The 16,469-nt window shown below is 39.8% G+C and carries 15 protein-coding genes and 1 tRNA gene; 2 read left to right on the plus strand and 14 right to left on the minus strand.

Annotated features, from left to right (window positions below; genetic code table 11):
• Nucleotides 1–45 precede the first annotated feature (45 nt).
• From M2419_RS06110 to M2419_RS06130, 5 genes are all read right to left on the minus strand, one after another.
• Nucleotides 46–420 carry a DUF6686 family protein gene (locus M2419_RS06110; protein WP_259254524.1) on the minus strand — a complete coding sequence of 125 codons (375 nt, stop codon included), beginning with the start codon at nucleotides 418–420 and terminating at the stop codon, nucleotides 46–48.
• 263 nt (nucleotides 421–683) lie between these two features.
• On the minus strand, nucleotides 684–1,046 hold the full coding sequence (gene hpf / locus M2419_RS06115; protein ID WP_153845144.1) for a ribosome hibernation-promoting factor, HPF/YfiA family: 363 nt from the start codon (nucleotides 1,044–1,046) through the stop codon (nucleotides 684–686).
• Between the two features lie 14 nt (nucleotides 1,047–1,060).
• Nucleotides 1,061–1,942 carry a tyrosine-type recombinase/integrase gene (locus M2419_RS06120; protein WP_153845143.1) on the minus strand — a complete coding sequence of 294 codons (882 nt, stop codon included), beginning with the start codon at nucleotides 1,940–1,942 and terminating at the stop codon, nucleotides 1,061–1,063.
• Between the two features lie 101 nt (nucleotides 1,943–2,043).
• Complete coding sequence (rpsU, locus tag M2419_RS06125; RefSeq protein ID WP_046672133.1) at nucleotides 2,044–2,238, minus strand: 30S ribosomal protein S21; 195 nt, start codon at nucleotides 2,236–2,238, stop codon at nucleotides 2,044–2,046.
• Between the two features lie 90 nt (nucleotides 2,239–2,328).
• Complete coding sequence (locus M2419_RS06130; protein ID WP_194932844.1) at nucleotides 2,329–2,961, minus strand: HAD family phosphatase; 633 nt, start codon at nucleotides 2,959–2,961, stop codon at nucleotides 2,329–2,331.
• 89 nt (nucleotides 2,962–3,050) lie between these two features.
• Here M2419_RS06130 and M2419_RS06135 point away from each other — a divergent pair.
• A tRNA-Ile gene (locus M2419_RS06135) sits at nucleotides 3,051–3,124 on the plus strand.
• Nucleotides 3,125–3,178: 54 nt separating this feature from the next.
• On the opposite strand, the gene M2419_RS06140 is transcribed toward M2419_RS06135, so the two are convergent.
• The 8 genes from M2419_RS06140 to M2419_RS06175 all read right to left on the minus strand — a co-directional run bounded on the left by M2419_RS06140 (nucleotide 3,179) and on the right by M2419_RS06175 (nucleotide 13,461).
• On the minus strand, nucleotides 3,179–5,599 hold the full coding sequence (locus tag M2419_RS06140) for a TonB dependent receptor (protein WP_259254526.1): 2,421 nt from the start codon (nucleotides 5,597–5,599) through the stop codon (nucleotides 3,179–3,181).
• Between the two features lie 233 nt (nucleotides 5,600–5,832).
• Nucleotides 5,833–9,477, minus strand: a complete 3,645-nt coding sequence (locus M2419_RS06145) for a M1 family aminopeptidase (protein ID WP_259254527.1) — start codon at nucleotides 9,475–9,477, stop codon at nucleotides 5,833–5,835.
• The gene (locus M2419_RS06150) at nucleotides 9,470–10,354 is read right to left on the minus strand and encodes an ABC transporter ATP-binding protein (RefSeq protein WP_159731739.1); all 885 of its coding nucleotides are present in this window, start codon (nucleotides 10,352–10,354) and stop codon (nucleotides 9,470–9,472) included. The genes M2419_RS06145 and M2419_RS06150 overlap by 8 nt, the downstream gene beginning before the upstream one ends.
• A 197-nt stretch (nucleotides 10,355–10,551) precedes the next feature.
• Nucleotides 10,552–11,520, minus strand: a complete 969-nt coding sequence (locus M2419_RS06155; RefSeq protein WP_159731741.1) for a dimethylarginine dimethylaminohydrolase family protein — start codon at nucleotides 11,518–11,520, stop codon at nucleotides 10,552–10,554.
• 65 nt (nucleotides 11,521–11,585) lie between these two features.
• Complete coding sequence (locus M2419_RS06160; RefSeq protein WP_259254528.1) at nucleotides 11,586–11,969, minus strand: glyoxalase/bleomycin resistance/extradiol dioxygenase family protein; 384 nt, start codon at nucleotides 11,967–11,969, stop codon at nucleotides 11,586–11,588.
• Nucleotides 11,970–11,996: 27 nt separating this feature from the next.
• Nucleotides 11,997–12,446 (minus strand): SRPBCC family protein, encoded by a 450-nt coding sequence (locus M2419_RS06165; RefSeq protein WP_153845137.1) that lies wholly within the window; start codon nucleotides 12,444–12,446, stop codon nucleotides 11,997–11,999.
• 107 nt (nucleotides 12,447–12,553) lie between these two features.
• Nucleotides 12,554–12,976: a DoxX family protein gene (locus tag M2419_RS06170; RefSeq protein WP_145330114.1), complete on the minus strand. Its 423-nt coding sequence runs from the start codon at nucleotides 12,974–12,976 to the stop codon at nucleotides 12,554–12,556.
• Nucleotides 12,977–13,038: 62 nt separating this feature from the next.
• Nucleotides 13,039–13,461: an SRPBCC family protein gene (locus tag M2419_RS06175; RefSeq protein ID WP_120336209.1), complete on the minus strand. Its 423-nt coding sequence runs from the start codon at nucleotides 13,459–13,461 to the stop codon at nucleotides 13,039–13,041.
• Nucleotides 13,462–13,596: 135 nt separating this feature from the next.
• Between M2419_RS06175 and M2419_RS06180 the strand changes: the two genes are divergently transcribed.
• Nucleotides 13,597–14,586, plus strand: coding sequence for a GlxA family transcriptional regulator (locus tag M2419_RS06180; protein WP_088162733.1), 990 nt, complete (start codon nucleotides 13,597–13,599; stop codon nucleotides 14,584–14,586).
• Between the two features lie 62 nt (nucleotides 14,587–14,648).
• Here the strand turns inward: M2419_RS06180 and M2419_RS06185 are convergent, their stop codons facing one another.
• Complete coding sequence (locus M2419_RS06185; RefSeq protein ID WP_259254530.1) at nucleotides 14,649–16,403, minus strand: DUF885 domain-containing protein; 1,755 nt, start codon at nucleotides 16,401–16,403, stop codon at nucleotides 14,649–14,651.
• Nucleotides 16,404–16,469: the final 66 nt, after the last annotated feature.

The following is a 16,469-nucleotide window of genomic DNA, read 5'->3' on the forward strand; positions in this document are numbered from 1 at the left end:
TCACAGACGTACACCGCTTTTTTCAATTCTTTTATATGTATAGCCTTATGCAAAAACTGCAAATGGCGAAACCTGCAAACAAGTTCTGACGACGCTATTCAATTCCATCATAAATTTAGCGCCATCTAACAATTCGCGCAATTGAAGGACATCCTCTACAGCTAAGATGAAACATCTTTCCGTACGGAAAGGCATAATGATTTCAAAATCCGATGAACGTGTTGTGTCGTGAAGCATGTGCTCAACATCAATCGCATCGATACGTTTCCTAAACTTCAAAAAATCCGATACCGAGAAAGAAGTTGTTTCATTATTATATTCCAACCAGAAACAATTTTTGCGGCTACATTGATAAACTGTACCTGCTGTGGTTGAAAAAACTTCCTCAACATTTGCTAACGGACAAACCAATTTTGACATTTCTATTTCCCTTATCATTTAAATCGATCAAAAATAAATATTATTTATAATCAATCCAAGTAAAACAGAAGATTATTTTGATTTAATATAAATAAGCCTTTCAACAAGTCGTGCGAAATGAATTTATCATGATTGGCAGACACCATTAGCGCTGAAAACTCACCGAAGTTTCCTTTTGGTCAATAACAAGAGCCAGTTACAAAAAAAAAGAGGCCAGTTGTTATAACTGACCTCCTATATTTACATCTATATTTTAATAGTTATTAATCGTATTCTTCTTCCTCTTCTTCTTCCTCTACGGCAAGAACTTCATTACGTCCATTGACAACTGTATTTTTCGTCTTTGTTTTATGTTTGTTAATCTGCCTACGCAAGGATTCTACAGCAATATCTGTCGCCTCCTCAAAGCTTTTCGCTTGCCCTTTCGCAAAAAGCTGGCTTCCGGGGATATTCAATTTAATTTCTGAAATTTTATTTGCCTCATCATCGACATTTTCCAATCGCAGGTAGCATTCGCCACCAATGATGGAATCCAAAAACTGCTCCAATTTTCCTGTTTTCTTTTTGATAAACTCGATTAGCTTTTGATCAGCAGTAAATCGAATGGATTGCACAGTAATGTTCATTTTTCCTCCTTTTTTTAAGCTTTTGGATGAGCTTGTTTATAAATTGACTTCAATCGTTCTGCTGAGTTATGCGTGTACACTTGTGTTGCCGCAAGCCCTGCATGCCCCAGCAGCTCTTTAATTGCATTTAAATCCGCCCCATTGTCCAACAGGGCCGTTGCGAAAGTATGTCTCAAAATATGAGGACTTCTCTTACCCTGAGTAGAAATCAGCGTCAATTGCCGATGTACAATATCATAGATCAGCTTGGCATATGCCGGCTTTCCTTCTTTCGTAACGATTAGTAAGCTGTTATTAGTATCAACAAATTGCGTCGCCTTTTGTTGCAAATAGTTTTTCAATTCTTTCAATAAAAGATTATTGATCGGAACCAAGCGTTCTTTGTTCCTTTTACCTAATATAAGAATATTTTTATTAAAAAAATCGATATCCCTCTCCTTAATTTTCAACAATTCGGCCAAGCGAATCCCGGTACCGAACAACAATTCCATAACCATATAATCGCGACAGGATTCAAATCCATCCTGCTCCTGTCCCATCTGATCCAATAAACGCACCAGCTTTTCCTTTTCAACGACTACAGGTAATTTTTTAGCAGTTTTTAACGCTTTAATGAGCGTCATGGGATTTTTCGCGATACACTCTTCTCTTTGCAAAAATTTAAAATAAGTCCGCATTGAAGACATACTCCGGTTAACTGAACTTGCATTTTTTCCAGACTCTACCATTTGTGCGAAATAATGGCGTAAATCACGGTATACAATATCCGGCACAGTCAGTCCCTCACGACCCAAAAAAGACTGGAACATCTCCAGCTCATGCTTATAGGCAATAACCGTATGTTCTGAATACCTTTTTTCAATCTGCAAAAACCGAATAAACTCCTTTTCCAACATATTTTCCCTCGCTATATAGCTTAAATTACAAACTTAAAAGCACAAAAAAAAGGGAAAAGCAATGCTTTTCCCTTTATATTTTAAAATTATCAGCGAATCAATTAGTTAGCTACATCTTGATTCAAAGATTGTTTGTAAATCGCTTTTTTCACTTGAATGCGACGAGTTACAGATCTCTTTTCGTAAGCTTGACGTGAACGTAACTCTCTTAAAACTCCAGTTTTCTCGAATTTCTTTTTGAAACGTTTCAATGCTCTATCTAAAGATTCTCCTTCTTTTACATTTACGATAATCATGCGTTATATATACCTCCTTTCGCCGCTTTTAAATTTAAAGTGGGACAAAGGTAAGCTATTTATTTTTAAAAAGGAAAACAAAATTATTTTTTATAACAATTCGAATTCTTCCAATAAAGCTCGCAACGGTTTCTCCTTGGTACACAACGCCGTATGCCAGCCCAATTGTTTTGCTGTCGCCAGATGTTGAGGACTATCATCAATAAATAAAGTCTCCGCGGGATCCAATTGTTGTTCTTGCATGACCAATTCAAAAATCTCCGCATCTGGTTTGCGCATCCCTACTAAATGGGAGTAATAGGTTTTTTCAAAAAAACCTTCATTGTCGGCAACACCATACTTCTCATGAATATCATTCATACAATAGGCATAATGAATTGCATTGTTGTTACTTAACAAAAAGGTACGGTATTGATCTTTCAACTGGACTAAAATCTCATGATTACCCTGTGGTACACCGATCAGTAAACTGTTCCAGGCCGTATCAATCTGGGCGTCCGTCAGTGCTGGATTTTGGGTTAATTCTCTTATCCCCTCACGAAATTGCGTCGAATCAATTTTTCCTTTATCAAAATTATCAAAAAGTGAACTTTGACCATGATGTCCAAATACGGCATCAACATTTTCTATACCTAACTGAGTAAAAGCATCTTTCAATTTTACAAAGTCGATCATAAAGATCACATTCCCATAATCAAGAACAATATTTTTAATTTTTTCCATCGAATTATTTTGAAATATCGATACAAATATCGATAATTGCATCGTCAAAACGGCACAACGGCTGTTTAAATTGACAAAACAAAAGACCTGCTCCTATAGCTCAGTCGGTTAGAGTAGAAGACTCATAATCTTTTGGTCCCTGGTTCGAGCCCAGGTGGGAGCACAGAACAAAAAAGTCGCTTTTCTATATAGAAAAGCGACTTTTTTGTTTAATCCCCTAATGCACCCGTCCGCGCTCCTCTTCGTTGCCAGACGTTCTGGAACTGCTATTCTCCTTTCCCTTGCCGAAACGGTATCCAATACTCAATTGCCAATATCGGATAATCTGAAAGTTTGTAAAAGTCTGTTTAATATCATTTACGGTATAAGCATACGCCATTGCACTACTTCTAAAAGCATCATTGAGATTTAATGCCATATCCCACTTTTTATTGGCCGTAGTAGCCTTTATACCCAAATCCAATTTATAATAACGCATTGTTTTTCCGATATGGTCAATTTCCGGAAACTGATACCAAAAATTGATGGCCGCACCAACCGTCTTACTTCGATTCAAGTATATGGTATTGGTATTAGATACATAGGCGCCAAGAGCGCTCACATTTTTTATATAAGCTAAAGACGAGTTAGCTGTTGTGTGATATATACTCATTAACAAATTTGTCTCCCAATAAGCAGTCGGTCTGAATGATATTGCTTCGGTAATCCCCAATCGCGTGCTTGTCAGAAAATTAATCGGTTTCGTGTAAACCAAATTCGTATCAGGATGAACGACTGTGACATTCATAAATCCATTTTCAGTTCGATTGGCAAAAAAACTGGTTCGGAAAATCGATTTATAGGCATGCGTTAATTCCCCATTAAACGTGTATTCAGGTTGTAAGTAAGGATTTCCTTCACCGTAGCTATATGCCGTATACAAGGATTTAAATGGATTCAAATTCCAAAATGAAGGTCTATTAATACGTCTACCGACAGTAAAAGAAAAGCTGTTTTCTGGATTTGCAGTATAAGTGACCAATACTGTCGGGAAAAGCTTAACATAATTTTTATCAGTCTGCCTATCCAAGGTATAGGAATACCCTTTTGTTTGTGTAAGTTCGGCTCTTAAGCCCAATTGCACTTTCCATTTGTCCATGTTTTTGCTCATAAGACCATAAAAGGCCTGCGTATTCTCCCGATAGTCAAATTCATTGCTGAGATCGGTATTATAAACCAGTCCATTGTCCGTTTTATTGTAATAGAAAGCATTACTGTACTCCTTAATAAAACTCAACTTGCTCCCAAAACTGAGCGTTGCAAACGGCGTAGGCCAGTCTACGTTGGCTCTGAATGTGTAGATTTTAATATTCTGTTTATTTTGATCAAAATAAGCAACCTTACTTGCAGGTTTATAATTTCCATTACCATCGAAAGCATTACTTTCAAAATCAGACACATCATTCCGATAGTAGTTCAAAAAATCAGCATTCAATAAAAGCTGTCGCCCCATGGTATCCAATTTAATATCTGCATACGTATTGAGCGAAGCTGGTAACGCCACAGGATGATAATGTGCTTTTGTTGTTAACAGAGAATCAAGAGCCCCGCTTTTGTTATAGATTGGATTACGCACATTATCTCCGCCGTCATACCGGTCGCGTCCACCCGAATAAGATGCTCCAACCGTAACGGAAGAGTTAACCTTATAGTCAATTCCAAGCAGTGCGGTGGTGGCATTGTGGTTATAGGCACCGGTATCGAGCTGTTGCCAATGTTGTCGCGGATAATAGATATCAAATTGAAATCCTTCCAAAACGCGTCCCCGGGTATGGTTAACGCTTCCGTAAAAGGACCATTTCTTCCAGTTGTAAGCTAAATTGGCGCTTGCACTAACATCTCCAAAAGTCTTCATCCCAGAAATAGTAGACTCCCCGGGAACGTAATATTTTGAAGCAAGCTGAATATTTCCTGAATAACCTTCCGTTTTATGCTGCTTGGTAATAATATTGATCAACCCTGCGTTGCCGTCTACTTCATACTGAGCAGATGGTTGAGCAATATACTCGATCTTTGAAATCTGATTTGCCGCATATGTTTTCAAATAGTTTATAAGCTCCTCCCCCTGCAATTGGACAAGACGATTATTGATCATGATCCTTGTCATTCCTTTTCCTACAACGGTTATTTCATTATTAATAACTCTTACGCCCGATAATTGAGAAACAGCGTGTAAAGCATCACCCCCCGTTGCCGTAATACTACTTCCTATATTATAGACTACCTTTTCTGTCGATCGCTCAACCAACGCTTCGCTTCCTGTCACGTTGGCCTCTGCCAGACGTCTTTCATCGGCTTTGAGACGAACGACAATAGCTGTATCACCATGAATGGCATACTGTGCATAGTAGGGCTCATACCCCACTCCCGTAACGGTCACCGTATATTGTCCTTTTCCCAAATGCGCAAATTGAAATGTTCCATTGCTGTCAGACTGCATCGCGACCTTTAATTCCCCCTCGAGTCTTTTTAAAATCACAGTTGCGGACGGCACGACATTCTGTGAAGTATTTTCAACTCTCCCGGAAATCTTGGACTGTGCAGACGCTGTCCCGGTAGACAACAATAGAATAGCAAAAACAAATCGTATGACAAGCATGGTTTATTTGGTAAAGGTTTTATTTAATGAAATATTTCAATTGTATATACAAACCAACAAATGTATTATTTTTCGGCAAATTCAAGGTCTTATTTTATCAATGAAAATCATAATCCTGCCACTTCAAAACGCAAGACTTCTGTTCAACTCCTACTATTTTATGCTCGCACAAGAGCGGAATCAATAAAAAAAATCCCCATCGCATGATGGGGATTTTTTTTACCGGGCTCTCCTTATATTTCCTTTCGATTATCGTCCGATTCAATATCGATCAATTTATTGTAAGGATCTATACCTACCTGTTCGGGTTTTTGATCAACAACTAACGTCATCGTATTGTTGATTCGATCGATTTTATGCTTTTTTAGATAAAGCTCCTGACGTTTATTACCGTCTTTGCTTTTCTTATCCGAGAAAACACCTACCTCGATATAGTCTGCCAATGGCAATGACTTCAGGGTCACACGATCTGATTTCTTAAAGGACAGCGGCTGTCCACCTTCGTCATTGTAACTCTTTTTCCCATTGCCATCTACGCGGTACTTGGACACTTCAAATTGGATATCAACCTGGTATTTACCATTCTTAAGTTTCTTAGAACTTACTTTTTCTATTTTATTGTTATACAGGGTGATCGTTTCAAACATATCTTTAATCAGGTAACGTAATGAGTCCGGAGTCGCCTGTCTAAAACTATCCACAAACTCAGATGAAGTTGTATACGGTGGGTTTTGAAACGCTTTACGTTGTAAATAAGACTGGGCTGTCCTGTTAAAAAGATCCTCCCCCAGATAATCGCTCAAGGCATAAAGTACCAGGGATCCCTTTTGGTAATGGATATACATTTGATTTTCATTATACATCAACGGCTTTTCACCTAGCTTTTCGGCACTTCGTCCCTGTAAATAGCCATCGAGCGCATCTTTGAGGAACTTACGCATCTGCCCTTTGCCATATCTTTTTTCCAAAACCTTGAGCGATGAATATTCAGACATACTTTCGGACATCAATGTAGCCCCCTGCACATTGGCTCCTACCACTTGATGTGCCCACCACTGATGTGCAATCTCATGGGCTGTTACCGCGTAGGGATAATCGACCGCATCTTCCTTCTTCTCATTGACATCAGCAATAAAACCGATCGCTTCGGAAAAAGGAATTGTATTTGCAAAGGACTGCGCGAAAGTTCCCGCTGTGCGCGGAAATTCAATAATACGCAATTGTCGATGCGGGTAAGCACTGTATTCTTTCGTATAGTAAGCCAAAGAAGCCTTACTGGAAGCCATCATCCGATCGAGGTTATAGGTATGCCCCTTATGGTAATAAATCTCCAAATTAACCCCGTTCCACTTATCTTTTTTGACTTCATATTCGGCCGAATTAAAAGCAAAAAAGTTCAGGATTTCCGAATCCATTTTATATTGATAGTACTTACGACCATCTTTTTCCCATTGTTTTGTGAGATAGCCAGGAGCAATAGCCAACTGATTCTTGGCCGTACTTACTGTAGCTTCAAAACGGATCCAATCGGCATCGTTGGATATATAGTTATTCTGCAGAGCCCTTTTGTCAGTCTGCGGAGCCATTCTATCGCGATACGGAAGTCCATACTTTTTGCGGACATCATTATCTACCAACTCGCCCCGGTCAAGATAGCCTATATTCGGAAAAAGCATATTGTTGATAAATGTACCATTGCCCTTCACAGGCGATTTTTCATTTATCCAGGTATTGGCAGGACTAACAGTACTAAATTTCAACACAATAGAATCGCCCGGAGCCATCGGCTTCTCGAGTTTATAAATGTTGAAATTATATTTATCGTCGGCAGAGATCAGCTTATTCGGCACACTTAAAGAAAATGTATAATCGTAATTATTGTAATTGACAAAAATAGAATCAATAGGCGTATTGGTCTTATTTTTCAATACATAGTCCGCATGCGCTTTAAAACTTCGCGTATCGGGAAAAATATCCAGATTAAACTTAATATCCACAACACGGGGCTGCGGCCTGTACTGGTATTTCTTATATTTTTTTTCCCATTCTACAGCCTGTTTTTCATGATCCAAACTGGTATAATATGGATTTTTAATGTGGTTTTCGTAATATATTGCAGCACCGATGCCAATAAAGCCCACAATGGCAAAAATGAGCATTGCCGTTGTTACCGGCCCTAAATTCGCCTTAAAAATACTCCATCGCTCCCGAACTCCCGAAAAACCGCCTCTTCGCCATAACAGCAGGGCGATAACGGCAAAAAACACCGCAAAAAGCAGCCAATAGACCCGATACGTTAAAAATGGAAGAACATAGCCGAATCCATCCATATCCGAGTAATCCAGATCTGGCCCCTGGTTAAACTGATAGATCTCCTGTTCTACACCGACCATGGATAAAAATGGTAATCCAATAAAGAGGGTCAATAACACAAAAAATCCAGCCAGGTAATTTTTGAAAAGCGTATGTACAAAAAGTGAAATAAACAGCCAAACCAAATTTGACAGCATACTATACACCATCAGATGCATCACATATTGTCCAATTTCAAAATTATAATAGTGATGGTACACCTGGAAGCCCATGCAGGTCGCAATCACAACGGCTAGCAAAGTCAATTGCATCAAAAGAATTGCGATAATCTTCGATCCCATAAAAGCCCAGTTGGGCGTCGCTGTTGTATCTAACAATCCCCCCATCCGCGTAATGCTTCCACGGTGAACAAGAAGTCCTGTAAAAAGAAACGTCAGGATCAGCAGGAAAAACTTAAATGTAGTCCCCGGGATCATCAGCATTTTCCAGGTCACCGGATAAGTCGACGTTCCGAATATCGAGCCAATGGTGCTTGCCATCAAGATAATAAACAATACCCCTACTAAAGTCAATATTAAAAACACCGGATTTTTGACGATATAGCGATAGTCGTATCGCGCCATTGTCCATGTTGTTTTCAAATAATGAAAGGTCGAAAAATCATAGTTTACTTTAGGTAGATTGATTTTAAAGATACTATCAAAGTTATTTTTGGTTAAACGGACTCCTTTTTTCGATGATTTAAAGGAAATCGAATGTTGTGAAAAAGAAAACAACATATAAAACCCGCCAATGAATAAGGCTGCGACAGCGAGCCATATTAACCGGTTATAAATAACAGCTCCGGTAAAGGGAAGATTGTTGACATTCTTCTCATCTGGAGACCAGTATTGGGTATAGTATGAGATGGCACTATCACCAAAAGGATCTATCAATGCCCCCACAAAACGATTGTCCATGTTGTTCGCCAAATTCTGAACCAGCACCTGAAGAATAATAAGGATCAACACCGCGACAAAACCAACGTATACGTTTCGTGTCAATGTTACCAGCACAAAGATAATTGCACTAAAAATAATGAGATTCGGGATAACCTGTACAAGATAGGTCTGTAAATACGCCCAAACATGAATCGGCCCCAATAAGGATTGATTGATGCCCGGCACAAATTGTGCGACGATAATCCCCAAGGTTGAAGCAAATACAATAACCAATACAACAGCTACTGATCCAAAGAATTTACCGAGTAGATAGTCCGTTTTTGAGAAAGGGTAACTGAAAAGTATCGTATGCACCTGGTATTGAAAATCCCGGTAGACGCAGGCTCCAACGATGGACGGTATCAAAAAATAGATAATAGTCGACATGCCATTAACCATGCCATTAATCGCCCAAGGAGAATTCATAATGGTATTGGACGAAGTCGTTGCCGTTATACCATCAAAAATACCGAGCGAAGACAGCATAATGAACAACGAAAGCGCAAAGAAGAGTGCCATATAGATGTAGACGGCAGAACTTTTAAACCAACGCGCAAACTCAAAATGGAAGATGGCTTTAAACATGGCGTTGATCATTTTTTAGCGCTACAAAATAGACATCCTCCAATTGGCCTTGAGCGTTCACAAATGATTCATCAGGACGCGCATCGCTGTACACCCGAATATTGAGTGTGTTGTCCTGATTGTAATTGGTTGAAATAACGTTGTATTTTTGTGTATACTCATCCAGTTGATCCCGACTGATGATACGTACCCAGATCTTACCATCCAATTGATCGATGGATTCTTTAGGAGTGCCTCTCAAAAGAATCTTTCCCCCATTCAGAATGGCCAACTCATGACACAGTTCACGCACATCATCCACAATATGTGTAGAAAAAATGACGGTATGATCTGTACCTATCTCCCGTAGAACGTTCAAAAAACGATGTCTTTCCGCGGGGTCAAGCCCTGCAGTCGGTTCATCTACAATGATTAACTTGGGATCATTCAGCAACAATTGCGCAATACCAAAACGTTGCTTCATCCCGCCCGAGTAACCACTTACGCTTTTATTGCGCACGTCCCAAAGATTGGTTACCTCAAGAACACGATTGATAATGGCATCCCGATCGGCTTTCGATTTAATTCCTTTAAGCTTTGCAAAATATTGCAGCAGATCTGATGCAGAGAGATTGGGATAAACACCAAATTCCTGTGGCAAATAACCCAAAACTTTCCGCAAATCGAGCTGATTTTTGAGTACATCAATATCACCAAAAGTAATACGGCCACTGTCGGGTTTCTGAAGTGTCGCAATTGTCCGCATTAAAGAAGACTTACCTGCTCCATTGGGTCCCAACAAGCCAAACATCCCAGGCTTAATTTCTAAGTTTACACTGTCTAAAGCTTTCACCCCATTAGAATAGGTCTTACTAAGGGTTTCTATGGATAAATTCATAATTTATTTTAACTGTTAATAATATGTTAGTATACCAAAACAATGATATGTTACATCAAGATAGTAAAAGTTAAAAACAAACGAAAATGAAAGGCTTCCAATAGACACATCTGCAGGCAAAAAAACTGTTTTTGCTTTTGGACAAATACCCTAAAAAGATGAGTCTCCAAGCGGCTCAGATAGCATTAAAAGATCTACTAAAAACTTCGCAATAATGGCTGTGTACTACATCGAAAGGATCCGCCAAAACTACGGCTGATCTGGAAATCAACGTATTCAACATGGACACCACAAGCGGAGAGCTTATCTCCAATATAGCCAAACACAGGATCTGTCACATAGACTGTCGGATTAATAGGTAGACCATTCGTTGCTAGCAAGCTCGCCTCATTCAAATTGACCACAATTTTGTCCCATGTTTTCAGTTTTTGGGGTATCCCATAGGGTAGCGCTTCCTCACAAACGATCATCAATCCTTCGCGGATCAGTCCTAGTGCACAGTCCAAATGAAGTATATTAGGATGAAGTTTCACTTCTTCAACCTGATAACCATAAGGCTGTAATAGTTTAGAGAGCCACTTAATCCCAAGGCTGTTTGAAGAAAGCCCAGAGTTGCCGACAAAAATATGTTTACCGTATACCAGGATGTCGCCTCCTTCTAGAAAAGGGCCATGCCATAAGGCCAATTCCTCCTGCTCCGCCATGGCGGGTCTTGGCGCTGCCACATAAAGGCAGTCACTTTGATAAACTTCACGTTCCAACAGATCGCGAATGGGCCATATTTCATTGCGCCGCTGCATAAAACGGATTGACCCCTCAATAACGGCATTTCCGATGGTGAAAAATGGGTCACGGACAAAGAAATTAGAATAACCGTGTTCTCCTCCGGATACTTTTTCAAGTGTTGTTAGGTTACGCGGCCGCAACACTTCAACGCCATATTTCTCCAACAGCAAAGCAAAATTATGGCGCTCTTGTTCCCATGCCTTTTGCAATTCGGGATACACTTCTCCAAAATCTTTTCCTGCATTGGCATCGTCACCCTCCAGCGCAGTGGAAGATAAAAACCGAAGATCTTCAACCTTCATCATTTCTGGAAAGCCAAATTCAGAAACCGTAAGAATAACTTTCTTTAAAGGGGCAAACTCATTTTCTACAAAGATCATAGCACTGATTTTAAGTCCAATTTGCTTTTTTTATCAAAAAAAGCAAATGTATAGGAAAGCGGAATCTAAATTCCTAGAACCCAGCGCACATTGAACAAATCAGTTACTTCAATAAATTTCTGCTGCTTATCAAAATCTATTCTTCTTTTTTGTTGGGATGTAAGTCTTTCAATCAATTCCCCACGCTCGGAAATATCCCGACAGGGCAAAAACACAGCGACGTAGTTTCCCACTCTCCGCCCCTCGTTGTGCACCAAATCAGAGCCGTAAATTGCGATACGCCCGGAAATAAGAGTGGCACTCACTACAGGTATTTCAGCATAGCCCTGCAAGGGTTCGTCGAACATATCAAAATGTAACGTTCCCCCAAAACAGGTCTGATAAAATGTAAGTGCCGCTCTACAATTTCCTGAGAATGTAATGAAAATTCCGCTTTGCAAGCGTTCCATTTGTTGAACTAACATCATATCGATTGGCTATGCATCCGGTATTTCAGGCTCTACAAGTTTTCTCATTTTTTCCAACGATTCTTGCCACCCAAGGTAGCACATCTCGGCAGGAATAACCTCAGGAATTCCAGTCTGTTCAATCTTAAGTTCTGTGCCACAGATCACTTTACGCAAGGAAACAGTCGTAGTCATTTCACCCGGTAAATTGGGATCATCGAATCGATCCACGTACTTGATAAAGGTATCTTGTTCAATCTCAAGGTACTCACCACCAAAAGAATGGCTATGCCCGGTACTAAAATTAATGAAAGTCATTTTGAAACTTCCGCCTACTTTAAAATCCATTTGCTGTACTGTACAGACAAAACCATAAGGAGGTAGCCAGCTGGCATGTGCTATCGGATCTGCGAAAGCACGGAATACCTTTTCAGGACTTGCCTGAATAATTCGATGTAATGAAACATGATTCGTTTTCATATCTATATTGTTTATAAGTGAATAACCATTGCTTATTTTTTGTTTTACTCGCTATCAGTACATTCTTTCAGTACATTCTTTCAGTCCAATACAATCCGGTAAACTTGCTACACTACTGAAGTCTGATGATATGCTCCTGTACCAGCTGTCTCTTTGTTGCTTAAACGAGTAATCTTGGCCTGATAGAAATAAGAAACAGCAAGTATCCCCAATACTAAAATGGGCATCACCATAAATGCTGCATTTTTGTCAACACATGCGTGACTAATAAAAGCAAATATTAAATTGAATGTCAATCCAGCATAGGCCCATTCTTTTAATTTGGTCGGAACCTGCGGTACTGCAATTGCGATAACGCCCAACAGCTTACAGATAATTAAAGCATAGGCAAAATAGTCGGGATATCCCAATGGTTTTGTGCCCGCATTAATATATTGCGGCGCAAATAACAGTGTTCCAAGTGGCATCAGTCCTTCCCAGAGAACTATAAATACCGTTGCTATCCAAAAAGCAATCTTGTTCTTTTTCATTGTATAAATCGTTTGTGTAAGTGTATAATTTCACTGATGATCCACCTTGAATCCAAGAATTACTAATTCGCAGATTCTACATAGTTTACGAAGTTATTTAGAATAGCCTGCCAGCCCGATTTTTGGAATTCAGGATCATTTTCCTGTTCCGCATCAAAAACTGTAATCACACTGGTTTTTCCTTCCACTTCTGAAAAAAGCGTATTTACAGTTCTTCCATCAGCCATGGTATACGCAATTTCCCGGTATAAATTTACCGTATGGTAGGTTCCTTCGAAGTCAAATCCGAAGCTTCCATCTTTTGCCTCCATTCTATTTTTAAAAGTACCATCCACGCGAAGATCATTTTCACTGCTTGGGCAGTGCCAGCTCGGGTCTGCCGAGTTCCATCGCATAATATCCGTTGGACTGTTCCATAATTTCCATACTTTTTCTACAGGAGCATTAATCGTTGCTTCAACTGTAATTTTTGTCTGTCTTTCCATTGTTTTTCTATTGTTTATATTGATATAACAAAGATGCAAAGGATCACAACATTGCAGCTGTTGCAAAGACGACAACTTTAGGGGTAGATTACGACAAAAACTATTTGTACCTTTATATCATAAACCAAAAATGATATGCAAATCTCTGTTTTTGTTCCCGAATACGGCACTATCGAAGGTATTACCCCTGCGTTCAGAACCTTTCATACGGCCAATGAATTTCTAACGGCCTTTGGAAAACAGCCTATTTTTGAAGTCGAATATGTAGGTTTAACGACTTACGTTCCGGCCAATAGTGGGGAGTATACCATCAAGACAAACCGGCTACTACAGGACGTTCAGAAAACAGATCTGCTTATCATACCGCCTATTTTTGGCAACATAGAAAAAGGAATACGTGATAATGCCGAAGCGATCCCTTATTTCACAAAACTGTACCACAAAGGGGCTAGTCTTGCCAGTCTATGCGTGGGTGCTTTCCTGCTCGCTGAGACAGGTCTTTTAGATGGAAAAAAATGTTCGACACACTGGGCACATATTGAAGAGTTCAAGGAAAAATACCCTCACATTGAAATTGAGGATGGCGCTGTGATCACTGAACATGAAAATATCTACAGCAGTGGTGGCGCGAGCAGCTTATGGAATCTGATCCTCTATTTAGTGGAAAAGTATTCCGACAGGGAAACAGCCGTACTCATAGCCAAATATTTTGCACTGGATATCAGCCGGGATAATCAATCGCAATTCGCCATATTCAGAGGTCAACGTAATCATGCTGATCTGGATATCCAACAAGCTCAAGACTATATCGAGAAGAAGTACGAGGAGAAAATTACAGTCGAAGAACTGGCCAATCATGTCAATATTGGGCGGCGAACATTTGAACGGAGATTCAAAGAAGCAACCAACAACACGCCTGTCGAATACCTCCAACGCGTACGCATCGAAGCTGCAAAAAAATTCTTCGAAGCATCACGAAAAAACGTTTCTGAGGTGATGTTTGATGTAGGCTATACCGATACAAAAGCCTTTCGGGATATTTTTCGAAAAATTACAGGCCTTACACCAATAGATTATCGAAACAAATTTGCCAAGGTAACTGCTGATGTCGCCATTGAGCAATAAACTATGATAAACAATAAAGCCACTCCTCTGAGTGGCTTTATCATTGCTCGAATTCCTTATAATTATTTTAACATCATTTCCCGAATATACTTCACGGGTGAATTACCAAAACTTAGGAATTTTTCATTGAACGCCTTCAAATTAAACTGTTTCCCTTCTTTTTGTTTAACAGCTTCCCTAAGGTCATAAATTTCTTTATATCCCGTAAAGTAAGACGTCAGCTGCACACTGCTCACAGACACACGTTTCCATTTACCGGCTGCTTCGGCCTGTTGTTGAAACGCCTCATCAACCAACAAATGCATAGCGTCTTTTTCACTCATATTTTTCACATGGACGCTATAATCGAGTATAGCATTGCAAACGGTACGCAGATGCCATTTGTACCACATCAACCACATTTCAGGAGCATTGTCACCGTAACCGTTTTCGAGCATCATTTGTTCGGTATAAACAGCCCAGCCCTCAATCATTGCACCATTACCTAAAATACTCTTGATGAGACTCGGCGATTGGTTTGCATACACCAATTGGGTATAATGGCCCGGAATAGCTTCGTGGATATTGAGTATTTGCAAGATATAATGGTTATACTCCCGGAGGTAACTCTCCGTTGCCTCTTTGGTCCAGCCTGTCAGACTGCCCACATTGTAATAGGTATTCCCACCTTTATCGTATGGACCAGGTGCACTGATTGAAGCTCCCGCAACACCAGCCATATAAGCAGGCTCTTTGCGCACCACAAGCGGCTTGCTATCATCAATGTACAATAAATCCTTTTGTTTGACAAACGCAACCAGCTTCGGTATCTGTGCTTCGATAGCAGATTGAAACTCTTCTGCTTTAACATGTTTGACAGACAGGGTGTCGATCATCTTTCGAATGACAAGCAAACTATCTGACGGCAAGGATGATTTTCCAAAATATTTAGGCCACAGCTCTTTGCTGATTTTATACATCTCACCATGTAAATAGCTTTTTCTTGCTAGAGCAGCCTGATAAATCTGTTCGGCCGTTGAACCCGATTGGATATCGAAATCAAATTTCTTGTCGTAAAGTTCTTTTCCTAATCTAAAACTTCGCGGAGAAGGATTAGGTGTCACTTTTAAAAATTGAACATATCCGTTGATCGCCGCAATAGCTTGTTGCGAAGCCTTCTGGATGGCATCCTTTTCTGAAGCCGGCAGATCGGACTTTTTCAGTGAATCCCGCAAATCGCTTTCAAAAACAGATAAACCGCCCAAATTCTGTTGAATTGCCAAATCGGTCAATACCAAGGCCGGATTTTTAAGCTGTCCTTTCGCGGCCTCATAGTAGGCCGGAATCTTCATCAAACGTTGATAAATAGCTTTAAGTCGGGTCGATAATGGTGCATAATTCTCGGCTAGCATAAAAGCGATCGTCCCCCCAACATTGTACGAAGAAGGATTCCACTCATACGCGCGCTCTTTCTCAATAGACCAAACATTGGATTCAAGATAGTTTTGAATCAGATGATAATCTGTTTGCTGAGAAAGATTCAAGGTGCTCAGATCAAAACTTTTGAGGCTGTCCAAATGTCTTTTCGAAAACTCCAGACGTAGTTTTCGCGTATTGGCATCCGGAATTGTCAACAAGGAATCATACTGATGGACCCCTACTTGGGTAGCCCATTCCGGATTTTCTTTCCAAAGCTGCTGAATAAAACGGTCTTCATACGATTTAAATTTTTCATTCACAGCAGTATCAGCAGCAGATTGTCTGTTATGAGTTCCCGATCCACAGGAAGCCATCAGGCCCAATCCAGCGATAGCAAGGGTATATGTTATAAGTTTCATTGGAGTAATTTGTCTAAAATTAACATTATTGTTGATGAATTTCAGCATTTTACTCCAATAATTTAA

Source organism: Sphingobacterium sp. BIGb0116 (assembly GCF_024808035.1).
Taxonomy (GTDB): domain Bacteria; phylum Bacteroidota; class Bacteroidia; order Sphingobacteriales; family Sphingobacteriaceae; genus Sphingobacterium; species Sphingobacterium paramultivorum.